Consider the following 24,981-nt stretch of genomic DNA (forward strand, 5'->3'; position numbering starts at 1 on the left):
TTTTCACATGAACAAACCTACGGTTCGTATAGGAACACATCCGATTGAAATTGGTCACTACCTGCTGCCAACTAAAGAAGTTCTTCGACTAATTGAAAGTTTAAGAAAAATCGTTATGAATCGCTTACCTGGGATGATTGTATATGGGCGCCCTAGAATAGGAAAAACGTTTGCAATAAAATTTGCAATTGAAAATTTCCCCACATACATCGAAGCTCCTTTACCAATCTTGATTGCTAATACAAATTCCTATAAAGTTCCTAGCGAAGAAAAGTTTTTCGTTGACATGTTAAATGATTTTAAATTTCCTTTTATAAATAAAAGAAAACCAACCGATTTGCGAAACCAAATTGTCAATCTGTTAATGGAGAAAGCTGAAAAGTCCCGTTTAAGAAGAATTATACTTATCATGGACGAAGCGCACCGGCTAACAGAGTACCATTATAACTGGTTAATGGATATTTATAATCAGTTGGATCGTGAGAAGATAAGTATGTCAGTGATATCTGTTGGGCAAGAGGAACTGTTAGGAAGACGAACATTCTTTCTCGAACAAAAAAAGTCACAGATTATTGGTCGCTTTATGACTCATGAACATCGTTTTTTTGGTCTTACTTCCGTGGAAGAAATAAAGCGTGTTCTGCGATGCTATGATGAACCAGACATATCTTGCTATCCAGATAATAGTGGATGGAGCTACACACGTTACTTTTTTCCTGAGGGATTTCAAAAGGGCTATCGACTTGAGATGGATGCCGATACAATTCATCAACAATTTATGTCACTTCGAAGAGAACATGGAGTATCCTCTGATCTAGAAATTCCGATGGAATATTTTACTTATGCCATTGAAAATGCGTTGAAAATATATGGAGCACATGGCGAACAGTTAGATTGGATTACTTCACAACATTGGTTGGAAGCAATTAAGCTTTCTGGTTACATTGAATCTGAGATTTATATGGCTTTAGCACACAAGGGGGCTAACTAAATGAACGTCATATGGAGAAAAGAATGGCTTTATGAATATGAGTCACCCTGGTCTGTATTCGAGAAATTAACTCTAGTTAACTTAGCTGATCGAAACGATTTACTTCGTTATTTTGGAAATGAAAATATAAAAAACGTAAAGCATGACGTTGGAGATAAAAAGAGAGAGCTTATGGAATTGAAAAGTTTCAATGAAGAATTACTATATCAAACTTTAAAAATTAATCTAAAGGAACACAATTATCGTATCATTCAATCCTTGATTAAGCCTTTTCATGGTTTGTATAGTTCCTGGGAGCATTGGTTTTACAAAGACCTGCATTGGTGTGAACGTTGTTTAAGCGGGGGATATCATTCTTGGTTTCATCAGTTTAAACTCTTTGACGAATGTGTATTTCATAAGAGTAAGTTGCTTAACTCATGCCCTAAATGTAGAGGGAAAATACCATTCTTGTTAACAAACAAACAATTGGATCATGCATTTATGTGTAAGTGTGGGCATTCTCTCGCACACTTACATTCATCTAGTTGGAATGAATGGATGGGACCGAACCATCTAGACCAAAATATACTCCGATGGCTTCAAAACTCAGATGATAATAAAAATCAGTTCAAATGGATCATTCATGCACAACACTGCAACTTAAAATCGTTAATCAAAGCTTCTCCAGAGGAAACTATTGAATTTGACGATTCTAACCCTATTCAGCATGATCAATATTTTTCCAGCCCATTCCAAAATAAATTATTACGTGTTTGTTCCGCTGCATACCAGAGAGTAGAAGAAGAACTACTAACAACTGTATTGGAGGAACATAGACATTGTATTTCTCAACTAATGGAACTAAAAAAAACAGATGAATTTGCTGATTTCCCGACTATATGTACATATGCATATGCCTATGTATTTTGGAGAAAATCTCTGTTGAACAAAGAGTATTTTTACTGTGATACCCTGTGTAGAACAGTGGATAATGATTTTTTCTATCGAGGACCATTGATCATAAGAGATCACTTAGAATACTTTACAGAACAAATCGTTAGTCATCAAATGAGAAGTGTGGGGGGGATTAATCAGAACGCATTATTCTGGGTATTAGAAAAGATAGTAGCTCAATTTAGCTCAAACTTTTTCATTGATTGGCTGAAAGTTGCAGGAGAAAGAAGTGTAGAAGCAAGTGTACCTCAATGGAACGAAATTGAACAAATAAAAGATAACAGTTTCCCAAACATAGCAATAAAATATATTAAATGCGAAAATTCTTCATCAAGCTCAATTGAATTTTATCATCTAGATGAAATTCAATCGGTACCTAAATGGAAATGTCCGCATCAGGATGGGCATAACAAAGAAGCCATTCAATCCATGAAATCTTTTGCACCTCAGAAAATCGCAATGCTCGTTATGAGTAACCCTAATGAAGAGAACTTAAAACTACAAAAGTCAGTTGATAAATATGTGAAAAGATTAAGTTTTTAAACCCATTAAAAATTAATGGGTTTTTATTTGTAATAAGCGTTAAAAAATGAAGGGAAGAACAACGTCAATCGTCAATGGGTACAAGTTCTTGTCCTTTAACGGTACAAGTTCTTGTCCTTTAACGGTACAAGTTCTTGTCCTCAGACACCGATAAATTGGCGAAGCTTAAAACTACAAAAGTTTTAGTCGCATTACACATATGTACAAAATACGAGTTTTGTGAAACAGTACTAAAGATTTAAAAGCTGCACAGTGATTTTTACCCCTGTACAGCCAATTCTTTATAATCTCCGAGTTTAATTGTTTAATCCCAGACTACTTCTGTTCCTGCAATGAAGTCGTGAATCGCACGTCGATCCTCACGCAAACCGACCATAAAAGCACTTACGATAACTCCGATGCCTAAAGTTATTACATACACAAGTCCGGCCACAACAACTCGCATTAGCATCGTACCAATTTTTGGCGGTTCGTGTGTATCGTAGTTACGGATTCGAATTCCACATATACGTTTTCCAATGGTTCGACCATACCAGTAAACTGGTAATAAAATTGAATATAACGCACTAAGTAGTTTGGCAATCGGCTCATCCGCATCAAAATTGCCCGTAAGCACACCTGCAATAATCACTAACGGAACTGAAATAATAAGACTATCCAGCACACTTGCTCCTAATCTAATCCAAAAACCTGCTTTATACAAAATGTTTTCCTCCAAACTACAATTTTAAACTAAATTTCTAAGATGCAGCTCCTTAGTCTCATATGTAAACAAAATAATAATTATGTAAACAAAAAAAACTACTCAACTTCTGTTAAGTAGTCTTCTGTTCGTTCAGCATCCGTTCTCTTACCCAAACTTTATTCTCCAAGACCGCATAAGATAACCCAGCAATGGCAAAGATCCATATCGATGTCATTCGGTTGAGTTGATATCCATTTACAAAATATGGATTGTACATGAGATCAAAAACCCACAGTCCGCCCCATCCAAACCCAACCATATAGATAAAAGTTCTCACTGTAAGCAAACATACATATTTCCGCAGCAGCCATGAGATTGGGCTCAGAATAACAACATAAAAAGCCAGTAAATAGTGACCGAATCCCAGGATGAGCGACAAAATATATATCAGCCCCCCTAGATTACGTAAGCCGTAATACTCTGTTGTTGTTATATGGTACCCTTCCATCCTTTCAAGAACGATGAGTGCTGTTAAAAAAACGCCGATAAATATTAGTCCTAATACCATGTATCGTTGAACCGCGTTCACCAACATCAGATCACCCCAATATCTAAACGCAGCCAGAACCGTTCAAGTTACATGATTTCGAACAAATTACACAATTACACATAGGCGTTATTAGGCTCTGTTAAATGTTAAAGTTAATCCATCGTAAATTGTTATAACTCAACGACTACTTTTGCCCTTCCAGAATCATCGTACCCAGGCGGTCCATAAGCTCATTTTATAGATCTTTTCATTCTTCACTGCATTCATGTTATTCCACACCTTGCTGGCTACCATCTTATTCTCGCTATTCTCCATCAATAGCAGACGATCCGGATTAACGGTAGCCAGAGCCTCCAGTGCAATCTGTTTACCGCCCCAGCCCTCTGGATGAGGGATCCCCTCTGTGCGCTTCAGGCCCCATTCACCGTATAACATCTCAGCTGCCCCTTTATTGGAATAGATGACCAGGTTGTTTGGATATGTCTCAATTACGGCAAAGGATTCACCATGTACAGCCGCCTCCAGCTTTTGTTTCTACTCTGCAGATTTCGCATCATATTTCGCATCATATTTGGCAATATATTCATCTTTCTTGCTTTCTTCTCCAAACGAATCTGCCAAGAATGTCAGGTGATCTCTCCAATCATAGTAAGAGTAAGGCAATGCAATTGTAGGTCCCATGATGCCTTCCAACCCAATGGAAGCTGACTTCAATTCATCAAAAGAACGACGCAGCCGTTCAAAACGTTTGCCCCCCATATTGTGGGTCTTGATCTCACGAATACCGCTCAAGTATTCCTGCAGCCGACTGGTCGCTTCGTTTTTGGCTCTAATATGGTTCTCACTCAGTCGTGCTTGAATCGAATCCGTAAGCCATAACAGAGCCACGCCTAAGGGAACCGCAATAAACATAGCTACGGCCATTCTCCAATCCACCAACAGAAGTCCGACAAAAGCGAGTACCGGAAGCACAATCGCGCTGATCAGCTGCGTCAGATTGTGAGAGATCGTATGCTCAACCTGGCCGTAATCACTCAAGATCAGATTCGTCAGATCCCCAGGATCACGTTTTCCGAAAAATCCTAACGACAGATGACGAATATGTTCGGCCAACTTCAACCTTCCTGAGGCCGCGAGGCTGTATGGTGCCCGATAGGTCTTGTCATAGAGTGAGGCATAAGCCGCATACTCCACCAGAAGCCATGCAAACAAGATTATAAGCCCTATTTGACATATGACCTCGTCGCTTAACTTGAGAATGAATGGTGAAGTATTTACATTCTCGTCAAGCAAAAGAGGTGCTGTTGGAGAAAGTTTTCGTTTTTTATTGCATAGACAAATATGACTTCTTTGATCTGTAACTCCCGTAATATTTTCCATTTAGTATGGATAAATATGTGAAGTAGTTACTTACATCATTAAAATGTCGCCTATTGAATCCAACTGATAGTATGTTATGTTATATTATATTTTAAAATGTTATAACATACAAAAGGAGTGATGCAATGCAATCGCCAGTATTAACTATTGGAGAACGTTTAAAAGAAATACGAGCAACTAGAAATCTTACACTTGAAGATGTTTCTAAACTTACTGATGTAAGTAAGCCTATGCTTGGACAAATTGAAAGAGGACAGTCTTCACCAACGATTACAACTCTTTGGAAAATCGCAGTCGGCTTAAAAGTCCCTTTATCTTTATTATTGGAAGAGCTAGAAGATCAGTGCAGTGTGGTTGATACACGGTCCAAAGACGCTATCATTGAAGATGATGGAAAAATGAGAGCATTTCCTGTTTTTCCTTTTGACCCTACCCGTAACGTTGAAATATTTTATATCGAATTTGATCCTGGATGTCACCATCCATCTGAAAGGCACCTTGATGGTGTGGAAGAATATGTTTTTGTGGTACAAGGTATGTTAGAAATGGTAGTCAACAAAAAGAAAATTGTTTTAAAAGAAAATCAAGCACTCCGCTTTCGTGCTAATGTTGTTCATTCCTATAATAATCTCTATCAAGAACCATGTATCATTTACAACATGATTTTTTACCCAAGAACATAGGCAAGTTTCATCTATGATCATCTAGAAAATATTTAAAATGAGGTGTGCTGATTATGGCAATTGAAAAAGTAAAAGATTTTTTTAAACAATATGGTATGGATTCTCAAATTATCGAATTTGAAGTATCTAGTGCAACCGTGGATTTGGCTGCATCTGCATTAGGTTGTGAGCCAGAGAGAATCGCAAAAACACTTTCTTTTATGGTGAATGAACAAGCTGTTTTAGTAGTTGCTGCCGGGGATGCAAAAGTGGATAACAAAAAATTCAAAGAGTATTTCAAAACAAAAGCAAAAATGCTTTCTCCTGATGAAGCCATTGATATGGTTGGTCATGCCATTGGAGGTGTTTGTCCATTTGCTATCAAAAATGATGTTTCTGTTTATCTAGACATATCTCTAAAACGTTTTGAGACAATCTATCCAGCTTGCGGGAGTAGCAATAGTGCTATTGAACTTACAATAAAACAATTAGAAAAATACTCTAGTTATTCAGAGTGGATTGATGTATGTAAAGGATGGAATGATTGATTTATAGTAGTTCTATATGGGGTAGCGCCAACATTTTGACTGTTTTATACGCTAAGTATCAGCGGACATTTGCTTAAGCAGGAAAAATTCGCTGTCTTTCGCCTTAACGTCCTTAGTGTATATTTTCGTTAAAATGTTGGCTGTACCCTCAATCAACCATGAAAAGCTTTCCAGAACGAACCTTCTGTATCAATGATATCCTTGATCTGGACAAAAGGAATTGTAAAGGTTGGAAATCCCGCCGCATAAGGTGCGATATCATATGGATTGAAATAGAGATGCAACGCATCCGCTGTGACAAAAAACGGCTGATCCGCACTAATCCCCTTATAAGTGTCTGGAAACACATATGAGTATTGAGGATCATTTTTGATCTGATCCCCCACAATCTGGCTTAACACTTTGACATAGTCACTATTCGGCTTAAATAAATCCTTCAGTTCATACAACTGACCATTCGTCAGATTAATAATCGCATAGATCATCGTAGGCATACCATGCGCTGCACCAGCCGGGTAGTTATAACCTGTGAGTTGCAGTTGCAATAATTGCTGCTGATAGAACGTGATATCAAAATCTCCTGTATACGTGTAATCTAGCTGCTGATCTGCAGGAATCGGTTTAACCTGAGAGAGTTCCTTCAACTTGGCATTCAGCGCAAGCTGCTCCGCTTGGTTCGTTAATCCTTCCACCTGCGGATAATATACGAGATAGTCCCTGTTCGGTTTGTACTTCTCTTCGCGAACACGGTACGGCGGATGAAGTGGAACGATTGTATTCTGCCGCCAAATGATCTGTCCTGCCCGGTTCACATAAGATAAACGCTGGTCTACATTTGCCTTAATCAGATCTGGTGCAACAACCTGTAGCGTACCCGAACCTTCTACATGAGGATACCCAGCGGCAGGTCTTCCACTCAGATCCAGTAGATAGGTCTGTCTTCCGTCCGATGCAGATGCCAGACCGTTTGTATAATTGCCCACATCGCGATATACAAACTCCGTAAGTCTCCTACCGTTAGTTTCTGCAATCGCGTATACAGAGCCAATATAAGGCTGCTCCGGATTAATTGCTTGCCCCAACGCATAACGATGTTCGCCTAGTTCACGGATGTCATTATACGCGGGTTGAATGATAAATGATCCTTGCGTATTAATGACACCATAGATCGATTTGTAGTCCTCCGCTGTATTGACAATCGCTTGCCCGCCGCTAAAAGGAAATGCCGATGAAAATTTGGGCTGAATGCGAATATTGCCCCGTTCGTCGATGTACCCGTATTTACCCGAGGCTTCTTTTTGAAAAGCAAGCAGTCCATCCCCAAGTGGTCCCACATAGGCATATGGATAAGTCGCGAGTCGATGTCCATTGCGATTAATAAGCGCATATTCATTGTCTTTGATCTGCACAACTGCTTTGCCATCTTGAAAATCGTTCGCCGAAGCGAACTGTGCTGGAATCACCTCATTACCCGAGGCATCCAGATAACCATACCGACTCACTGATCCATCTGTCTGACCAGGGTTTGAATCGTAAAACAACGCGCGGCCGTCCTTCATATTCGAGATATACGGGTACGCCCGTTTGGTTAGGACTGTACCTTGTTCATTAATCATCTTAAATCCTTGAGAATCAATCGTTATCGCCCGTTCTTCAGAAAAGGAATTGATGGAATCGTATACAGGTTGAACAACATACTGCCCCTGAAGATTAATTACACCGGCATGACCATCCTTCACAACTACAGCCAATCCATTGGGTTGAAACTCTTGCGCGTCATCCAGAACCGGCTCAAGCCGAATGTGACCTTGGGCATCCATATACCCCCAACGCGTCCCATTCGTGGTTCGAACGGAGATGGGATATAACCATGTCGTTACCCGAGAATGGCTTATAGGAACCATCGCCTGCTTAATTTTCTTTTCCAGTTCCTGTAGTACCTCTCTGGAAGGATACGCTTCCGGGAAACTGAGTGCCTTCTGAACTGAAACGAGTGCTGCCGGATACTGACCTGCATGGTACTGAGCATCCGCAAGGTAATACCAGTAGAAGATATAATCAGGATATTGCTGGGTTAGTTGCTCGTAATATTGCACCACTTTGGGATAATAGGCTGCATATACGTCCGGTGCAGGAACCCATTTCCCATTCTGCCATCGGATAATCTCTACACGATAGGCTTCACCAGTGTCATGTATCCAGAGTGCAATCTCCACCTTGCCATCTCGACCATGCGGACCAGGAATATCTATAATCTCCGCATAGCTATAATATAGATCGTCAGGCGCCAGATCTTTGAGCCCTGATTCAGTCCAATCATATACGGCAAGCTTAGACCAAATAGATCCAATCCGCCAACCAATGATGAGATTGTTCCTTGCCGTTGAAGTTACAGGGGCTGCAGTCATTAAAGTCACTCCATACCCCAATCCCTTAATTAGTGCCATCTTGATCCAATGCCCTTGAACAAATTTCAGAATGAGCAAATACAGCTCACCATTCAACTGATAGACTGCAGCAATCTCTGGCATACCGTCACCGGTAAGATCTGCCGCATAGATCGCTGGATGTTGAACAGGTTTATCGATAGTGACGACCGTTGCACCAGCCGGAATATGTTGATTCACAATCTGCGTTAACAGCGGTTCGCTCATGGACATCTCAGTTTCCTCCCTTATGACCGCATTCGCCTAATGGTATGCGTCATAAATCGGGATATGACATGTAATTCATTTCAAGTTTAACTGATTTGCTCTTTTTCTTATTTATCTTGCAAAATCACTTTTTCTCCATTGATTAGCACGTAGCTAACATCATTCACCGGAATGGTTTTTGGCGATATCCACTTGATGATATCCTGATCCAACTGGATGAAACCCGATGCAGCATTTATTGAAGTACCATCCTTCATATGTACTTCAATACGCAGATTCTCCACCCGAATCTTGCTCAGTACCTCACCTGTAAGTGTTACGCCAACCGAGGAAAGAGTTAGATTTGCCTGTGAGGCTCCATTCACATCAAGCTGAATGTTTCCTTTTTTACTCAAAGCATTTTGACCCAGGTTGAAAGTAGTTTTCCAATTCCCTTGTACAACTTCACTAATGCTCGTAAAGCTACCTTGAAGTCTCAGCGTATCTAATTTGTCAACAGCGGACAGATCATACACATACTCAATGTAATCCCCACCAATGTCTACTCCATTTTTCATGTATCTCCCGTAGCTAATGGAATATTGGGGAATATCGAGCTTTTGACCTTGCTCATCCGTGAAGTAGAAATATCCATGATTATATTCGCCAATCTCATTATCCGGATTAATCTGAATGTGTAACTTGCCCTCCACAAAACCCATATTGGAAATATGCATCCAATCAATACCGGAAACAGGGACATTCGTTACATCTTGATGCAATACCGGAATTGGATCGGTTTCCATTTGAATATCAGTTTCACCTCCCCAGCCACTTATACGATCTCGATCCAGGATATCATAGCTATTAATTTTCTTTTCTTGTAGCAACTGCTCCCAGTCCACCTGTACGTTGTAGCCATCTTGAAGAGATGTACCCGACATCAGTGTATTAATCTGAACTGTAATTCGGTTCTTGGTGACTTTTCCTTGAATGAGGAATCGAACAATAGCCGTTTTCTCCGCATCATCATAATGAATAATCTGAGCGTTGTTTGCATTACCTCCGGTTACCCTGTAATCATATACATCCAGTGTCTCGTCAATACGATGACCCGTCAGATCCGACAATGAAACATAGATTTCCGTTGTATCTCCGTCCCTGACAGCACCTATAACCTCCATTCGAATCCCTTGATCTTCACTCACCTGGTGAACAGGCTGAAGAATGCCAATTCGATCTGCACCTATAAAATGAAGAACAGAAGACAGATCAATGATTCCAACTGATGCAGCTGCCCCTGTAACCAGACATAAAGATAACGCACCGGTTATAGGAATATAGATGGCTTTGCGATACTTTCTCCTCCTATTTATGGACTTCTCGGTCTGTGCGGATGGGTATAACATGGGTGCATATAAAGATGAACCTGATCTCGTCGTGGTTCTTGGCTCATTTAGCGCCAATTTGTCATAGAATAACTTCTTAATATTTATGAGGTTCTGCTCAGTGAATTTTTTTTCGGATTTTCGCATTTAATCGCCTCCTTTATTTCCTGTTCATCCACCATGTCCTCAATCGTTGCCTGGAGCGATAAAGCTTGTTATGGACTTGCCTAACGTGAAGGGACAATGCTTCTGATATTTCATGTGGTTTCTGTCCTTCGTAAAACCGACGCTTCATAATTTCCCGTTCCGGTTCTGGAAAAGATTCAATCATGTGATTAAGTTCCGTATACATCTCTTTACTGATCATCTGAACCAACAAATCCTCCGTTTGCACCAAATGAATCTCTTCTTCATATGTAAGCTCAGATCTTCGCTTAAGTTTCCTGTAGCGATCAATTGCTTTATGTTTGGTGATCAATGCAAGGTAGTTTTTCAGGCTACTTCGCCCAGATTGGAACGCATCCGGATTCTGCCAGAAAGCAAAAAATGTATCTGCAACGCATTCTTCAATCTCTTCTGTAGATGCATGATGTAGGATGGAATGAGCAATCTTCCATAACAAACCTGCGTAATGATTCATCACCCATTCCATAGCCTCCGGATCACGATTCGCCACTGCCTTTCGTATTTGTTCTTCTTCCACGATTATATATTCCTCCCTTCCATGCTCATATGAGTCACGAATGTTCGTGTTGATCCTTGATTCCTACCTATATTCGTTTGGCAAATAACTTTTACTTACTCCACGATAAAAAAAGATTTGCAGTGACCTTGGGGCCTTCTGCAAATCTTCTTATATTCTATAATACATCTTATTTATTACATCATATCGCTTCATGTGCCTTAGCTTCGATAACTAACCAATATCACGCCTCTTCTTGCACACTGAGCTGTACATATTGGGTGAGACGACAATACTGAAATAACAGCAGCTCTTCATTACCTTGTCCCAGAGCCACGCTACGCCCTTCCTTAATAATGTGATTCAACAACTCATGCAGGAAACTCATCTGCAACCGCGAGGATTCCGCTGCGAGCTGCTCAAGAACTTCAATATCTCGGATCGCAAACTGAGATAACCCGCGCAGCAGTAACTCTTCAGACCAGCTGCTGATTCTATGCATGAACTGATTATGCTCTTCCAAGTCTTCCCATCCTTCCATTGCCGATATCCAGTTTCAGACTGAGCACCGTTTGACCCTTCAGAAAACTGATTGGGCTAATCCGTCTTGATTCCATACGCACAAATGCATAGAAGTGTTCAAGGGATTGGGAACCATATCCGGACTCCAGTCTTTGAATCATCGTCTGCCAGTCCGATGAATACGGGAGAGTGAGTGTCAATCGTTCTCCTTCGGCACTCTCAACCGTTAGGATAAGGTCCTGGGTTTGTTTGACAAAGCTGTGATCCACAATTCGAGCGACTTTGATCACAGCCAGTCGTTCTCTAGGAGAAGCGAATAAATCAAATGTTCGCGATTTCTCTTGAAGCACAGACGATACATCTTGCATGGTTTTGCCCATATTCAGCGTTTCCACACCCGAACGTGGCAAAATTGCAAGCTTGGCACCTTCCCCGGAGGAGATCCGGCGTTCTTCATTCACTTTAACGGAGTGGAATTGAACTTCTTCACCCACGAACTGGCGAAAGGTCAGATGAGGCAGCCATGGTGTGAATGCACCATAATGCTCTGTATACGAGAACTGCTGATCATCATAATATACAGCACGTACATCGCTATAGGTGTAGATTTTCTCATCATCGAAACAATAGAAATAATAGGTGATACCACGATAACCGGATCGTGTCTCCCACGCATCAGCTCCCAGTCCATACAGGTGAAGTGAAGGAACCGTATAGTATTTACTTCGAAAACTGCCAATGAGCTGACTCTGCTGAATGGCAGACACCTTTTTCTCTTCAAGCACCTGGAGTGCAAGATACAGCTTGCTTACGCGATCCAGTATGGATTGCATGGAGAAACGGATATGTCTGTTAAAAAACAACTGTAGTTCCCCTTGAATCCCTCGTAAACTGCGTTCTATATCAGGGAGGTTGCCACTATGAGCTGCGATCGCCAAAGTCTCCAGTTGTGCCATATAGGACTGCGGAAGACGGGCCAGTCCCGTCTTCAACAATCCTGCCAGCATCATGCGACATTCCTGCACCGTCTGCAGAGAGAACTTGGCTTCGTACACCCTTCCACTTAATGCATCCGTATCATTCAGCCCTTTTAGTGAACGATATCGTAGCAAAGCTTCAAGCTTGGCCATCTTTCCGGCTGTCTGCGGCACCTTGCAAAGAGCTTTCGCAAGACTGGCTTCCTCGGTAAAAGACACCTCCATATTCTGACTTGTCAACTGTACCGTAAGTAGTGAATCTACGATGATCTTCACCTCTTCAGGGTACCTTAAGCGGAATACAACTTCCTCCAGCATGGAAGAGCTATACGATTTAATCAGTGTTGTAAGGTCAGACTCCGTCATCCAGCGAAAGCGAGACTCCATTTCAAGAGATGCGGCATGCGAAACTACGTTTGAATCATCCCTATTTGATGCTGAGTTCGATACTGATTCTGTTACTGATACGTCTTTTGGTACGTCCAACGAATCATTATTCGATATCCCTGAGTCTTTATCCAGCACATGGTTTTCATCTGCACTCATCGAATCCTCTAACGAGTGTTCCCGTTGATCATATAGAATTGCAATCAGCACATGCTTGCAGATATGCTCTGAAGGACAGGAACAATTCCAATGATCCAGCGTATCTTCAAGCGTACAGTGTGTCCCATCACTTAACTCGCAGCTCACGGATGATTCATTCCATGTGTATGTTACAGTTACACCATTGTCCAACTCTTTCAAAGACCTTTTGTACAATCCCTTGTTGGCGTACCGGATCAGATAATCCTCCGTGCACAGCTTCGAAAAAATCCTGAATTTCTCCTTGAATCCACTCACGTCATCAACGCCCCGTTGCTCTCAATATATCGTAGATCGTTTCACTGAATACTCGACCTGGAACGTTGCCCAGAGCAATCGGTTTGTTGTCCCCATAGTAATAATATTGCTTGTTATTCGGTTTGAAGAAATGTAAGGATTCCAGGGTAATGTCATCCAATCCCTCGTAATACGTAATACTCGTACCACTGAATTGCAATTCCGCAACAAGATCTCCGTACTCTTTATAAAATTCATGATACCAGCCGCCGTCCTGTGCAGGCCCTTTGATCCATCCGTATTTTTCCAGTGCTTTGGGGAAAGACGTTGGTGAGAAATCAGACTCAGGCAGACGATCGTATTCATTCTTGATCTTGTCCTCGTCTTCAGGCTGATGAATTTCACGATTCAGTTGCTCAAACGGCTGCTTGATCTCGTAATCCTCCAACTGCGTTGTCCAACCTTCTAGCGTCGCCTGATCCAGTTCCAATGGGTGTATAAGTCCCACTTGTGCACCTGAAGGCAGATCAACCTCATCTTCATCCACGGAGTTAAAGGTACCGTCCTCCATATAACGGAAGGTGCTGATCAGAGCGCCATCCTCATATGTTCCCCAGATCAGACCAACAGCAAATTTTTGCATAATGACATTCTGTACAAACAGGGCTTTCCACTCATCGGCAGACCACAGACGTTGCTTGGACAATGACTCTTCCAGACGCTGCGCCTGAATGTTAACCATGGATTTGAGATCTTTTTTCAGCTGTGTAAAACGTGCCTTCGACTGTGCTGCCAGATCAGCATCATCTTTCTGTGCAGGAGCAGGCAGACTCTTCACGGATTTACCCGTTTCTTCATTGAGAACAACCACTTGCAAGTCTCCATTGACCTTAACCAGGAAGGAGCGCTCTCCGTAACTCAGCTGCATGGTTCCTTTTTCATCAAAACCAAGTGTAGTGACAAGTCGATCTTCCAATTGTTCCGAAGTAAGTCCCATATTGTCGGCTGCAAGCTGCAATGCTTCTTCTGCTGCACCTTTCACCTGACGGTTCTTCACGCCACGTTTGATTTTATCAATCGCCATAAGAGCGGATGGATCTTTCAGATAAGCGAGCACTTTCACAGCATCTGCTGCAATCGCGCCTCGACTGTTTTCTGTCCATTCCTTAATTTGCGGTGTCAGAATATTTACAATCTGAATATCGCCAAAGAGTGCTGAAACATACATCACCCACTTTTCTTTCGCGGGGGCACCTTCCTGAATCCAGACCTGAAGCAATTCACTTGCAAAACGAACGAGTGATGCCTCACTTACGTAGTCCCGTAATTCATTTAATCTTTCATTGGGTCCTGAAGTGTGATCCAGCGATTGCACCATAACATATAGCTTAATTCGGTCATCTAACGGCTGATTGTCCTCTGTTCGCATCAGGGAAGGGAGATCTTTCAGGGACAACCAACTTAGTCTGGACAGCTTTTTACTATCTGCCTGATCAGCGAGCGCAGCATGAGCATACTCCGGGCTCAGATCTGCGGTATCCAGCAGAATTTGAATCAGGTTTTTCCAATCCTCTGCCTTCTCTTTCTTCAAAAGCTCACCGTACAGCTCCTTGCTGTTTTCCAGACTGCGGATTGCAGTCAGAGCCATCTCTTTGATTCCCGCTTTTTTCTCCGAGAGGTATACGAGCGTATACAAGTCCTGATCAGGAATCCGGTTGAATTCGGCTAAAGCCACTCCGCTCGCCTTCTTGGACGAATCCTGCAATCCGGCACGAATCGCTTCGGACAGTTGTTTCTTCGAGAGCTCATCACGCTGTTCAAAGGTAATCTCCAGAATTAGAATGCGCGTATCCGTTGGCAGTTTCTTGTACTGTGTCAGTGCATAGTCCAGATTCTGCTGAATGATTCGGCGGTATTCGTCATGTGGCATGGATTTGTATCTATAGTCGGTCATGCCATTGAGTGAGATCAGGCTCGTTAGCAATTTCTCACGTTTCACCTCAGGATCTTGCCCATAACGTTGAAGAAGCTGCTCTCCACTAAACGCGTAAGAATTGTACATGTCTGAGACAATATCCAGCGTCCAATCAGGATGAGTGGTCAAGATTGCGAACCTGCGCATCGCCTCTGAGTCCAAGGGCAGAAAACTAATACTAATGAGGTTGTGAACACGCTTCTTATCCCGATTCAGTTGATTAAACAACCCGCGACTATTCGGGTCCTCCCAATATTCTTCAAGGGTGTTTTCCCCACTTAAATATCTTGCAATCGCAATTCCTTGACGTCCCCCGTCCAAAGGATGCCGCAGAGCGTTGAATACCGCTTGCTCCAATGACTCCTCCGCATTAGGCAATGCCAATCCTTGATCCTCCATGAATTTCTGAATGCAAAGTTTGAGGAATGGCGGTTTGATAATCTCGTATGCTCGAATCGCTTGTTCAGGACGATTCGCGATCGCGGATTGTAGCATGTTCCAGGATACCGTGTACGAATTAAGCTCGTCCCGCAACATTTCAACTAACTGATAAGGCTCATCCAGAGGTACAAGTCCAGCAAGCAGATCATTTGGACTCTTTGCTCTAGGCTCCATACTCAGCAAGTAACGGCGAACTTCAAGTGGATAAATCTCATGTAACTGATGCAGGGTATGAAGCAAAACATGCCCAATCTCACTCTTCGCATCAAGAAAACGTTGTTTACCTCCACTAATGTTAATCAGGTACAACAAGGCACTGCTTACCAGTACCATCGTTTGATGGAATACAGCGTGTGAACATTGCTCTTTTGGAGAGAAAGACGTATTGGGATATAGCTCCGCTATGAGCTGATTACGCTTTTGCTTGAGGAATTCATCCTTCAATTCTTGGGAAGATCCGTTATGCTTCCCTTGAATATTACTGACCACTACAGGTTCAATCAACGTATGTAGCTCTTCCCGCAACTTATCTGGATCATTAGCCATCACATGTTGAAACAACGCTGGCAACGATTGAGCAGAAGATTCAACCTCTGCATGAGAAGGGGTATTACTTAGCTTCGAATATAGTTGCAGGAGCATTAATGCATTAATGACATCCCGATAATTCCCCTGACTGTCAGCTTTTTTGGAATCAAAAAGCCACTGGGCACGTTTTAATTTACTCTTCAATTCAGCCAGAATTTCGTTCTCGCCCGCAAACTGTTTGATCTTCTCCAACCGGGACAACAACCCGCCCATGCGATCAGAACTTTTGCTCTTTCCACTTAAGCCGTAGGCTTCTGAATCATTTCCCATACAGATGGTAAAGGCATCCGTTCTCCATGAATTTCGTTTGGAATAATTGGATTCCAGATATATCACAATAGCGCCGGCACGGTAAAAGATATCTCCATCATCTTTTTTGGCGAGCTTCATGAGCAGATCAATCGTCTGATACACATAATGACTCGAATTCCCCATCATATCCGGGAACTTGTCTGATGTTCCCAAGACATAATCAATAATTTCGGAGCTTCGATCGGTTTTTAATGAATACTCATTTGAACAAGTTACTGCGAATTTCTCCACCAAAGTTTCTACTGCACGGTCTGTGGTAAGCATTACACATTCCTCCTCAAATTTAAGTGATGATCTCGCCAATCCAATCCGCAAGCTCGTTTGGGGTAATTGCTGCTACATGTGCGCCCATATTGGTCAACGTCTGTGCTGCATGTTTGTTATAGACTGAATCCCCGTTAAAATCGAGTGCGGTGAGAACCAGCAATTTGCATCCTGCATCGATGATATCTTTACATGCTTTGTACATCTGCGCGATTGGGTAGCCTTCCTCCAGATCGCTGACAAGAATAAAGATCGTTTTGCCTGGATTATCGATTAACGTCTCGCCGTAACGCAACGCTTTGGTAATATGTGTCCCCCCGCCGAGCTGTACATTCATGAGCACATCTACCGGGTCCTCCAGCCTGTCGCTCAGGTCAACCACCTGTGTATCAAAAATGAATAATTTCGTGCGCAGCGCATTCAAGCGATAGAAGATGCTGGCCATCACCGAACTGTAGATGACTGAATCGAGCATACTGCCACTTTCGTCCACACCAATAATGATGTTCCATTTGTTATGGGGCTGTATAGTCCCGTCGAAATAGAGGCGATCAATCACAAATCTGCGCTTATTTTTATCATAATTTTTCAAATTTTTGGTGATGGTTCGTTTGAAATTCAGATTGCGCAAGGAACGTACTGAACTGGAGGTATAACGACTGCGCTTGCCCATGATACTGGCTCTAGTCTGAGATTCCAGCTTGCTGCGGAGTTCTTCAACCACGGTTCGCATGATCTCTTTGGCGCTCTTTAACACCTCACCTTTCATCCGTCCTTTGAACTGCATAATGTTCTTGAGCAGATTCATGTTGGGTTCAAGGGATTCAAGCAACTTTTTGTCAGTTAACAATTCGGTCAGTCCGTAGCGGTCGAGCGCCTGCTTCTCCAATATTTCTACCGTTGGTTTGGGGAATAGATCCCTGACCTTGTGCAACCATTTCGGTACAGTCAGATTAGACGCACCTCGTCCTCCCTCTTTTCGATAACCTTGTTCTTCACCGTATTCACAATTATAGAGATACCCCAGAATCTCATCGATTTCCGTATATTGAAATTCAGCCGAAGTGTATTGGTCTGTATTGCACAATCCTTCTTCGGCCGATTCACCGAGAATCAGACGCCATCGATTTAAGGTTTCAGCAGAATGTTGATCCCCTCGGTTGCTTCCATCCGGATTGGAACTTTGATTGATTTCTCTGGTTCCGTCTGTTCTCCGGTTCGCTTCATTCATATTAGCTTCCATGTGGCAAACTCCTTTCGAAGCGCTTCGTCCCATGCTTTGGACTGGATCAGCATCTGCTCATCAACCGCTGGCCTTAACATCTCCTCTGGTTCAACCTGATTCAGACTTGCCACCCGCTCAGCAATCAAGCCTGTCTCCATAGGTGTAAAGTAGGTGAATGCCAGCCTTAATTCCGGTACCATACTGATGAAGTCTTCGTAGGATAGCTGTTCAATCAAAACATTCAACTCGTACAACAACTGATCTTCATATAAAAAAGCGTCACGTGCGACAGTGAATACTCCCTGTAAAAAAAGTGCCGTTTGACGGGTCTGATCCGGTGTACCATGGATATACCCGCGAGCACGATCAACAATCTCATCTCTGGGCCTGTCGCCGAGCCCTGAGGAAATAGCCACACACACACCCTCCAGCTGAGCCGGAAGCTGGTTATCAGACAGAAGCTCATTCAGATGAATTCGGAATGTCTCATCCTGAAAATACGCCTCTGTTGACTCAGCGAGCATGGCTAGCAGCTTCAATCCCTGAATAATGGCTTCATGTTCATCCGGATTGGCTCTGGAGAGCTGTAACAACTTGTCCACGGCGTTCCTATAAGCTTCGGATACCAGGTCAGGGAGATGTTGCTCGTCAGATAATCCCAGCAACCTGCGGTGTTGATGAATTCGGTTCAAAACATGCAGGCTGTTACATAAGGATAGGAAATTTCCATCGGTTCTCAGCGCCGAGCGCACCTGTTCATAGAGCTTCATCGCTGTGTCCTGCAGCCCCATGAGCAGTGCTTGAAGCATGAGCCGGGCAAGTTCACCGCTATGATGATCCGGTATTTCCTGCATCTGTTCTTCCATTTTGCGTGTGGCTGCTCCAGCAAGCGTTCCGCCATAGAGAGAGTTCTCTATCAATCTGGCTTCAATGCGGGAAGAGTACATATAAACCCAGGTTTCGCGAACAAGATTCATGTTACGCTCTGCGATCCAGTCTGGCCCCGATTGCCGTTTCGCGAATTCAGGAACCAGATAGGTAATGCACTGAATCAATTGGCTTATCTGACGATGCTCCGGTTTTGCATACAGATCCAGCACTTTCTTGTGTTGTCCAGTTGTGCGAATCTGCAATTTGTATCCTGTACAACGTGCCTTGAAATCCTCCACGATAGGGATACTGAATGAATTGGGAGCCACGCTTCCAATGACGTCTCCTGTCAATAACTGCTGCAGTTCTTGCAACGGTTTGTCGGTCGCCAAGGTAAGCTCCCCTTTCACAAAGGAAGAGAGTGCTGCATCCATCAACTCATAGACGCCGCCTTCCCTTTTGCCCCGAAGCCCGGCAAGCCCCTGAATCATACTGTACGCCTCAATCGCATCACTGGTTGATACATGTTCGTGACCGTCTCGTAATTTGCGCATCAGCCGAGATAACAAGTCCAGAGCCGTTAGATTGTACGGTGTACTCTTCTTGCGAAGCAGCTGGTTCCAGATCTGATCGTAATAATTCACATAAGGCATGCCGCTTGCATATCCATTAAGCCGATCCGCTTCAGCAAAAGTATAGACCATCGGATACATCTGTTGGTGAACCGCACTTGGTTCAAATGCACCGTGTTGAGACGTACCTGGTTTACCTTGTCCATCCAAATGCTGTTCTGTATGCTGTTTATCCATCTCTGACTGTTCCAATTCTGATTCATGTTTCTCTGACATCAACAGTCCATACGTATGAAATCCACCGGTAATGACAAGCACACGCTCATGTTCAAGTACCGCTTGTTGAATACGTTGTTTCATATGTGCTTCTCTTGCCAGATCACCTGAAGACTGTAATCGTTCCGTGGAATAGCACATTCGGGATAGCGTACAATACGTGAATACATCCCGCACGAATTCCTCAGTAGATTTCTCCAGGCCTCCAATCTCAAACACCTTTTCCCACAATTCATCAAAACTGCGACAGTTTGTTTTTTGGCACAATCGGTTAATAAAGTCAGACCCCGCAAGCAAGGTTTCGTCTTGGATGGAGATCTCCTTTTGTTCTATCTGGCCGGATTTGGATGCATGAGTGGAGAAATGTTGGTAGTCCAGGTCAATAAACTTCGCCGGAATGCCCAGTCGTTTTGCTTCTTTCATAGCCACATATTCAGGCGAATAACGAAGCATCGGATAATAGCAGGCTTCTCTCTGCAACTCACTCTCATAGGTGTAGTAAAGACTGACAGGAGGCAAGGTTGCCTCATCACTCAGAACCGAAATTAATGGATTACCGCTCTCTGGTCCTTCGATCAGAATGATATCCGGCTTGTACTCTTCGATTAATCGTAATAAGTGATATGAACATGCAGGGCTATGGTGTCGTATTGGATAATAGACCGTATGATTACTCAGGTTATACACATGGGACTCGAACAAGGATTGTAACTGATCAACATCAGGGTCCAGAACTGCTGTTAACCGATCCATTTTCTCTCCTCATAATAGTCCTTCCACATTCCTTCTTCCCTGGAACGCTCTTTAACAACCTTGGAGAAGTAGGTTTTGAGAATGGACAGATCCTTGTCGTTTTCCTTCGCAATGGTCCCCAGCATATTCTGCACTAACCGATCCAGCGCAATAGCCTTATCTTCGTAATAATAGGAAGTCATCGCACTCTGGACATAGACAGACACTGCTTCTGCCGTACTCATGGAGGCTTGAGGTGTATCGAGCTTGTAGCCTTCCCGTGTCATGCCGGTGCGCAGTTCCATAAATGTTGTAGCCAGCAATTCAACCACATCCGGGTTAATTTCAATATCAATTCCACTATGTAATAACAGGCTTCTTGCCTGGGATTCAATAATTTCGGCTTCCATTTTCACGTTATGAATCGGCTTGATCGTTTCGAAATTGAACCGCCGTTTCAAGGCACCGCTCATCTCGTTTACACCTTTATCCCGAATATTGGCTGTAGCAATAACGTTGAATCCCGGCTGGGCAAACAGTACACCGCCATCCAGTTCAGGAATACTCATGACCTTGTCACTGAGAATACTGATCAGACTATCCTGCGCTTCAGCGGGACAACGTGTAATCTCTTCAAATCGGGTAAGAATGCCTTTTTTCATTCCGTTATATAACGGCGATGGTACAAGCGCCGCTTCCGAAGGGCCTTTATCCAGCAACATGGCGTAATTCCATGAATACTTGATCATATCTTCTGTTGTGCCTGCTGTTCCTTGTATCGTGTTCAGGCTGGTGCCTGATATCGCTGCGGTCAGAAGTTCGCTAAGCATGGTCTTGGCTGTTCCGGGTTCTCCCACAAGCATTAATCCCCGATTGCCTGCCAGAGTGACTACTGCACGTTCGATCAACACGTCATTGCCATAAAATTTGCGGGTAATCGGGATTTCTTCTCCATTCAATAGCGCTGGCTTATCCCTGCCAATAATAAAATCGCGCACATAGGCGGGAGATAACAGCCAGTTCGGGGGACGTTTTCCCTGATCCTCTTCTCGCAGTGCACGTAATTCAACCTCGTATAATGTCTCGGCGGGTGGTTTAAGCATCTCCATCGTCAAGGTGTCTCCTCTCACATAAACAGATCGTATGTTCTTATTCCTATCATTTTATCACAGCACTCGAGCAACTACCCGGTAAAACGATAAAAATGGTTGAAACGTCCTTCTTATCAGCACTCTTCCTAAGTCCATGGACATAGCCTCTAGCGCAAATATGCAGGTGAAATATCCTTACAGTATGCCAACACACGGGTTTCGAATCCGAACAGCATGCTTATGACTAGTACATTCGCATTGTAGGTCATATAACCTTAGAAACCATTACACTTCCCATATTGTGTTTCAACCAATGGTGGCCAAATATCACAAAGAAAGACACAGGTCAGCAACCCGTGTCTTCTTCTACATTCATTTTTCACCCAATATCTATGAATTTTGATCGAAACGAACCCATCTCTTCAATGTCTACTTACATTCTACGACCGCATGAAGCGGAATACAGCTCGTACCACTCATAACGGGTAAGCTCCATATTCACTGCATCACGACAGGCCAGAATACGTTCTGGTCGAATTGAACCAATGACAGGCTGAATCCCTGCTGGATGCTTCATTAACCAAGCCAGTACAATAGATTCCGGTGTCACACCTCGCTCCTTGGCCATTCGATCAACCAGCCCAGCCGTATGTTCAATCTCCGGACGTTGTCCTTCGACGATCCTACCGGTGAATCGCCCTTGAGCAAGTGGACCCCAAGCCTGCAGTTGAATATGCTCTGCCTGACAATATTCCATCGTGCCATAGGGAAATACGTTGTCTCTCGCTTGAGGTCGATTTACGGTCACACCAGCTTCTACGAATCCGATTTTGTCCAGACTCATCTCCAACTGGTTCACAATCAGAGGTACTTTACTATGGAGCTGAAGAAGGCGAATCTGTTCAGAACCCATGTTGGACACACCAAAATGGCGCACTTTACCCGAATGATGAAGCCCAGCCAGTGCTTCTCCAATCTCTTGCGGATGGGCGAGTGGATCAGGACGGTGTAACAGCAAAATATCCAGATAATCGATACCGAGCCGTTCCAGGATACCGTCGACACTTGCCAGGATATGTGCACCTGAGGTGTCGTAACGCTGCGGTCCTTCATCATCACCCACAAGACGTATACCACACTTCGACTGTATAATGATCTGTTCACGCAAGCCAGGAGTTTCGGATAAAACTCGCCCCAATACATGCTCTGCCTTACCGCGTGTGTATATATCCGCCAGATCAAAGTGATTAATACCTATTTCGATAGCTGCTTCTACCGCTCGATGACCTTCCACGACAAGATCTGAAGTAATGGGGAGCCCGTCCCATTCACCCCCAAACCGCATACAGCCAAGAACCATTCGACTTGCCGGAATCTGGTGGTGATGCAAAGGAAGTTGTGCGTAAGACATGTCAGCGTTCACCTCATTTTCATTTTTACCAAGCATAATAAGCGATTCTCTCTACACATGTCTTCTTCCATCTCCCTCAATTTTCCTGCTCTATCATCCGTATGGACCAAAAACAAGGTTTCAAAAGCTTACGTATTGAATATATAGAAGGTGCAGGTATTATGCAGGAATATGAGAGGAGATTTTGCATTTGAAACCAAATGAATCGAACGAATCCTCAAGGCCAGCGTTTTTTACCAAAGAATTCACGCATAACCCTTACCCGGTGTATGAAAAGTTAAGAAAAGATGAACCCGTTTTCAGAGTCATGTTTCCTCATGGGGAATTTGGCTGGATTATTACCCGATACGAAGATGCAGTGCAGATACTGAAAGATCCTCGCTTCAGCAAAGACGTGGTCCGACGTTACGGCGCTGAAAATCAAAGCATTTTCTCGAATAATATGTTGTTCTCCGATCCACCAGATCATAAACGTCTTCGGGGACTTGTGCAGAAAGCATTCACGCCCAAACTGGTCGCAAACATGAGAAGCCATATTCAGGACATTGCTGATGATCTGCTGGACAATCTCCCGTCACAGGAAAAAATGAATCTGATCGATGACTTTGCCTTCCCGCTGCCCATCATTGTTATTAGTGAAATTCTGGGAGTCCCTGCCCAGGATCGTGACCAATTCCGCATATGGTCCAATACGGTAATCGATGCTTCCACAGCGGAGAGCGCTGAGCTGTTTGAGCAGCATTCCAAGGAGTTTACGGATTATCTTACAGCCTGGTTCGCGAAAGTACGCCAAGACCCGGGCACAGATCTGATCAGCCAGCTCGTCATTGCAGAAGAATCCGGGCAGCAGTTAACTGAACAAGAACTGCTTGGCGTGGTCTCCTTATTAATCATTGCCGGTCATGAAACAACCGTTAATCTCATCGGCAACGGCATTCTCGCCCTGCTGGAGCATCCGGAGCAACGCGAACTGCTGATCAAGCAACCCGAGCTTATTCACAATGCCATTGAAGAGATGCTACGCTATAACGGTCCGGTGGAGTTCAGCACATCCCGCTGGGCTCTGGAAGATATTGAATTTCGTGGAGAGCATATCGCTCAAGGTGAACTTGTCATTGTTGCGCTTGATTCCGCCAACCGGGACGAACAGCAGTTTAAGGATGCTGATATTTTCGACATTACCCGCGAAAAAAGTTCACATCTGGCTTTTGGCAAAGGCATTCATCTCTGCCTCGGAGCACCGCTTGCCCGCCTGGAAGGTGAGATTGCAGTCAGTACACTTCTGAATCGTTTTCCAAATATACAGCTTCAGGCAGATGTGAATGAACTGGAATGGAGACCTGGCATGATTGTTCGTGGTGTCAAGGAAATCCCGGTTCAGCTTAAATAATGGCTAATGAGGAATAAATGAAAGCGAGGCACATGACATCATGGAAATAAACAACTTGGTATGGATCGTTCTGCTGCTTCTGATCCTTGTTTTACTGGTCAGAGTCACCAGTCTGCAACGCCAATTAAATGAATTAAAAAGTGATGTGGAGCGTCTGGAGAACGGTTCAACCGCAAGCACTCGCTCCGACTTCAATTACACATTATCGCCGAAGGAAGAATCTCCTTCCCACACAAGCCCACCAGGCCATACTGATCTGGATCAGGAGCTGATTGCACTTGTACAAAAAGGGAATAAAATAATGGCCATCAAACGACTGCGTGAAGCCAGAGATCTATCGTTAAAAGAAGCCAAAGACTATGTTGATTCCCTACATCGGTAATATTAACTTACATAACTCTCGGAGAAGTTAAACCGGATTTCGGCTGTTAAGCCAGCAGAAAAGCGCAATCTTCACCGAGAGTTTACTTTTCCAACCACATGTGATAACCTTATTTCCATATTACTAGAAATAA

At 43.4% G+C, this 24,981-nt stretch carries 20 protein-coding genes; 6 read left to right on the top strand and 14 right to left on the bottom strand.

From position 1 onward, the window contains the following. Positions 1-7 precede the first annotated feature (7 nt). Both AB4111_RS11875 and AB4111_RS11880 read left to right on the top strand, forming a co-directional pair. The gene (locus AB4111_RS11875; RefSeq protein WP_442031776.1) at positions 8-991 is read left to right on the top strand and encodes an AAA family ATPase; all 984 of its coding nucleotides are present in this window, start codon (positions 8-10) and stop codon (positions 989-991) included. Then, complete coding sequence (locus AB4111_RS11880; protein ID WP_442031777.1) at positions 992-2,470, top strand: hypothetical protein; 1,479 nt, start codon at positions 992-994, stop codon at positions 2,468-2,470. A 304-nt stretch (positions 2,471-2,774) separates the two neighbouring features. On the opposite strand, the gene AB4111_RS11885 is transcribed toward AB4111_RS11880, so the two are convergent. The 4 genes from AB4111_RS11885 to AB4111_RS11900 all read right to left on the bottom strand — a co-directional run bounded on the left by AB4111_RS11885 (position 2,775) and on the right by AB4111_RS11900 (position 4,917). Then, the gene (locus AB4111_RS11885; protein ID WP_442031778.1) at positions 2,775-3,188 is read right to left on the bottom strand and encodes an RDD family protein; all 414 of its coding nucleotides are present in this window, start codon (positions 3,186-3,188) and stop codon (positions 2,775-2,777) included. Between the two features lie 97 nt (positions 3,189-3,285). After that, positions 3,286-3,594: a hypothetical protein gene (locus tag AB4111_RS11890; protein WP_442031779.1), complete on the bottom strand. Its 309-nt coding sequence runs from the start codon at positions 3,592-3,594 to the stop codon at positions 3,286-3,288. A 315-nt stretch (positions 3,595-3,909) separates the two neighbouring features. Further along, complete coding sequence (locus tag AB4111_RS11895; protein ID WP_442031780.1) at positions 3,910-4,140, bottom strand: hypothetical protein; 231 nt, start codon at positions 4,138-4,140, stop codon at positions 3,910-3,912. 99 nt (positions 4,141-4,239) lie between these two features. Beyond that, the gene (locus tag AB4111_RS11900) at positions 4,240-4,917 is read right to left on the bottom strand and encodes an ABC transporter transmembrane domain-containing protein (protein WP_442031781.1); all 678 of its coding nucleotides are present in this window, start codon (positions 4,915-4,917) and stop codon (positions 4,240-4,242) included. Positions 4,918-5,210: 293 nt separating this feature from the next. On the opposite strand from AB4111_RS11900, the gene AB4111_RS11905 reads away from it, so the two are divergent. Together AB4111_RS11905 and AB4111_RS11910 are read left to right on the top strand one after the other, a co-directional pair. Next, on the top strand, positions 5,211-5,768 hold the full coding sequence (locus AB4111_RS11905; protein WP_442031782.1) for a helix-turn-helix domain-containing protein: 558 nt from the start codon (positions 5,211-5,213) through the stop codon (positions 5,766-5,768). A 53-nt stretch (positions 5,769-5,821) separates the two neighbouring features. Then, entirely contained in the window at positions 5,822-6,295 is a 474-nt protein-coding gene (locus AB4111_RS11910; RefSeq protein ID WP_442031783.1) for a YbaK/EbsC family protein, read from the top strand. A gap of 152 nt (positions 6,296-6,447) precedes the next feature. Here AB4111_RS11910 and AB4111_RS11915 read toward each other — a convergent pair whose 3' ends face one another. The 10 genes from AB4111_RS11915 to AB4111_RS11960 form a co-directional block, all read right to left on the bottom strand. Beyond that, positions 6,448-8,955: a WG repeat-containing protein gene (locus AB4111_RS11915; RefSeq protein WP_442031784.1), complete on the bottom strand. Its 2,508-nt coding sequence runs from the start codon at positions 8,953-8,955 to the stop codon at positions 6,448-6,450. Between the two features lie 101 nt (positions 8,956-9,056). Continuing rightward, positions 9,057-10,463 carry a hypothetical protein gene (locus AB4111_RS11920; RefSeq protein WP_442031785.1) on the bottom strand — a complete coding sequence of 469 codons (1,407 nt, stop codon included), beginning with the start codon at positions 10,461-10,463 and terminating at the stop codon, positions 9,057-9,059. A 13-nt stretch (positions 10,464-10,476) separates the two neighbouring features. After that, the gene (locus tag AB4111_RS11925; protein WP_442031786.1) at positions 10,477-11,019 is read right to left on the bottom strand and encodes a sigma-70 family RNA polymerase sigma factor; all 543 of its coding nucleotides are present in this window, start codon (positions 11,017-11,019) and stop codon (positions 10,477-10,479) included. 223 nt (positions 11,020-11,242) lie between these two features. Further along, a complete protein-coding gene (locus AB4111_RS11930) occupies positions 11,243-11,521 on the bottom strand; it encodes a hypothetical protein (RefSeq protein WP_442031787.1) in 279 nt (92 codons plus the stop codon). After that, positions 11,508-13,340 (bottom strand): hypothetical protein, encoded by a 1,833-nt coding sequence (locus AB4111_RS11935; protein ID WP_442031788.1) that lies wholly within the window; start codon positions 13,338-13,340, stop codon positions 11,508-11,510. The genes AB4111_RS11930 and AB4111_RS11935 overlap by 14 nt, the downstream gene beginning before the upstream one ends. 4 nt (positions 13,341-13,344) lie before the next feature. Then, a complete protein-coding gene (locus AB4111_RS11940) occupies positions 13,345-16,899 on the bottom strand; it encodes a DUF4132 domain-containing protein (protein ID WP_442031789.1) in 3,555 nt (1,184 codons plus the stop codon). A 19-nt stretch (positions 16,900-16,918) separates the two neighbouring features. Next, positions 16,919-18,142: a VWA domain-containing protein gene (locus AB4111_RS11945; protein ID WP_442031790.1), complete on the bottom strand. Its 1,224-nt coding sequence runs from the start codon at positions 18,140-18,142 to the stop codon at positions 16,919-16,921. Then, positions 18,127-20,595: a DUF5682 family protein gene (locus tag AB4111_RS11950; protein WP_442031791.1), complete on the bottom strand. Its 2,469-nt coding sequence runs from the start codon at positions 20,593-20,595 to the stop codon at positions 18,127-18,129. The genes AB4111_RS11945 and AB4111_RS11950 overlap by 16 nt, the downstream gene beginning before the upstream one ends. Continuing rightward, on the bottom strand, positions 20,583-21,683 hold the full coding sequence (locus AB4111_RS11955) for an ATP-binding protein (RefSeq protein ID WP_442031792.1): 1,101 nt from the start codon (positions 21,681-21,683) through the stop codon (positions 20,583-20,585). The genes AB4111_RS11950 and AB4111_RS11955 overlap by 13 nt, the downstream gene beginning before the upstream one ends. Before the next feature lie 415 nt (positions 21,684-22,098). Continuing rightward, a complete protein-coding gene (locus tag AB4111_RS11960; RefSeq protein ID WP_442031793.1) occupies positions 22,099-23,076 on the bottom strand; it encodes an aldo/keto reductase in 978 nt (325 codons plus the stop codon). A 190-nt stretch (positions 23,077-23,266) separates the two neighbouring features. Here AB4111_RS11960 and AB4111_RS11965 point away from each other — a divergent pair, with 190 nt between their 5' ends. Beyond that, complete coding sequence (locus tag AB4111_RS11965) at positions 23,267-24,466, top strand: cytochrome P450 family protein (protein WP_442031794.1); 1,200 nt, start codon at positions 23,267-23,269, stop codon at positions 24,464-24,466. 40 nt (positions 24,467-24,506) lie between these two features. Continuing rightward, positions 24,507-24,848 carry a ribosomal protein L7/L12 gene (locus AB4111_RS11970; protein WP_442031795.1) on the top strand — a complete coding sequence of 114 codons (342 nt, stop codon included), beginning with the start codon at positions 24,507-24,509 and terminating at the stop codon, positions 24,846-24,848. Positions 24,849-24,981 lie beyond the last annotated feature (133 nt).

It is taken from the genome of Paenibacillus sp. 2KB_22, from assembly GCF_052115745.1.
Lineage (GTDB): Bacteria > Bacillota > Bacilli > Paenibacillales > Paenibacillaceae > Paenibacillus.

Coding starts and splice junctions, on each gene's coding strand:
- AB4111_RS11960 (WP_442031793.1), bottom strand. CDS start 23,076: ATGTCTTACGCACAACTTCCTTTGCATCACCACCAGATTCCGGCAAGT.
- AB4111_RS11915 (WP_442031784.1), bottom strand. CDS start 8,955: ATGTCCATGAGCGAACCGCTGTTAACGCAGATTGTGAATCAACATATT.
- AB4111_RS11970 (WP_442031795.1), top strand. CDS start 24,507: ATGGAAATAAACAACTTGGTATGGATCGTTCTGCTGCTTCTGATCCTT.
- AB4111_RS11950 (WP_442031791.1), bottom strand. CDS start 20,595: ATGGATCGGTTAACAGCAGTTCTGGACCCTGATGTTGATCAGTTACAA.
- AB4111_RS11945 (WP_442031790.1), bottom strand. CDS start 18,142: ATGGAAGCTAATATGAATGAAGCGAACCGGAGAACAGACGGAACCAGA.
- AB4111_RS11910 (WP_442031783.1), top strand. CDS start 5,822: ATGGCAATTGAAAAAGTAAAAGATTTTTTTAAACAATATGGTATGGAT.
- AB4111_RS11905 (WP_442031782.1), top strand. CDS start 5,211: ATGCAATCGCCAGTATTAACTATTGGAGAACGTTTAAAAGAAATACGA.
- AB4111_RS11875 (WP_442031776.1), top strand. CDS start 8: ATGAACAAACCTACGGTTCGTATAGGAACACATCCGATTGAAATTGGT.
- AB4111_RS11955 (WP_442031792.1), bottom strand. CDS start 21,683: ATGGAGATGCTTAAACCACCCGCCGAGACATTATACGAGGTTGAATTA.
- AB4111_RS11940 (WP_442031789.1), bottom strand. CDS start 16,899: ATGCTTACCACAGACCGTGCAGTAGAAACTTTGGTGGAGAAATTCGCA.
- AB4111_RS11920 (WP_442031785.1), bottom strand. CDS start 10,463: ATGCGAAAATCCGAAAAAAAATTCACTGAGCAGAACCTCATAAATATT.
- AB4111_RS11880 (WP_442031777.1), top strand. CDS start 992: ATGAACGTCATATGGAGAAAAGAATGGCTTTATGAATATGAGTCACCC.
- AB4111_RS11895 (WP_442031780.1), bottom strand. CDS start 4,140: ATGTTATACGGTGAATGGGGCCTGAAGCGCACAGAGGGGATCCCTCAT.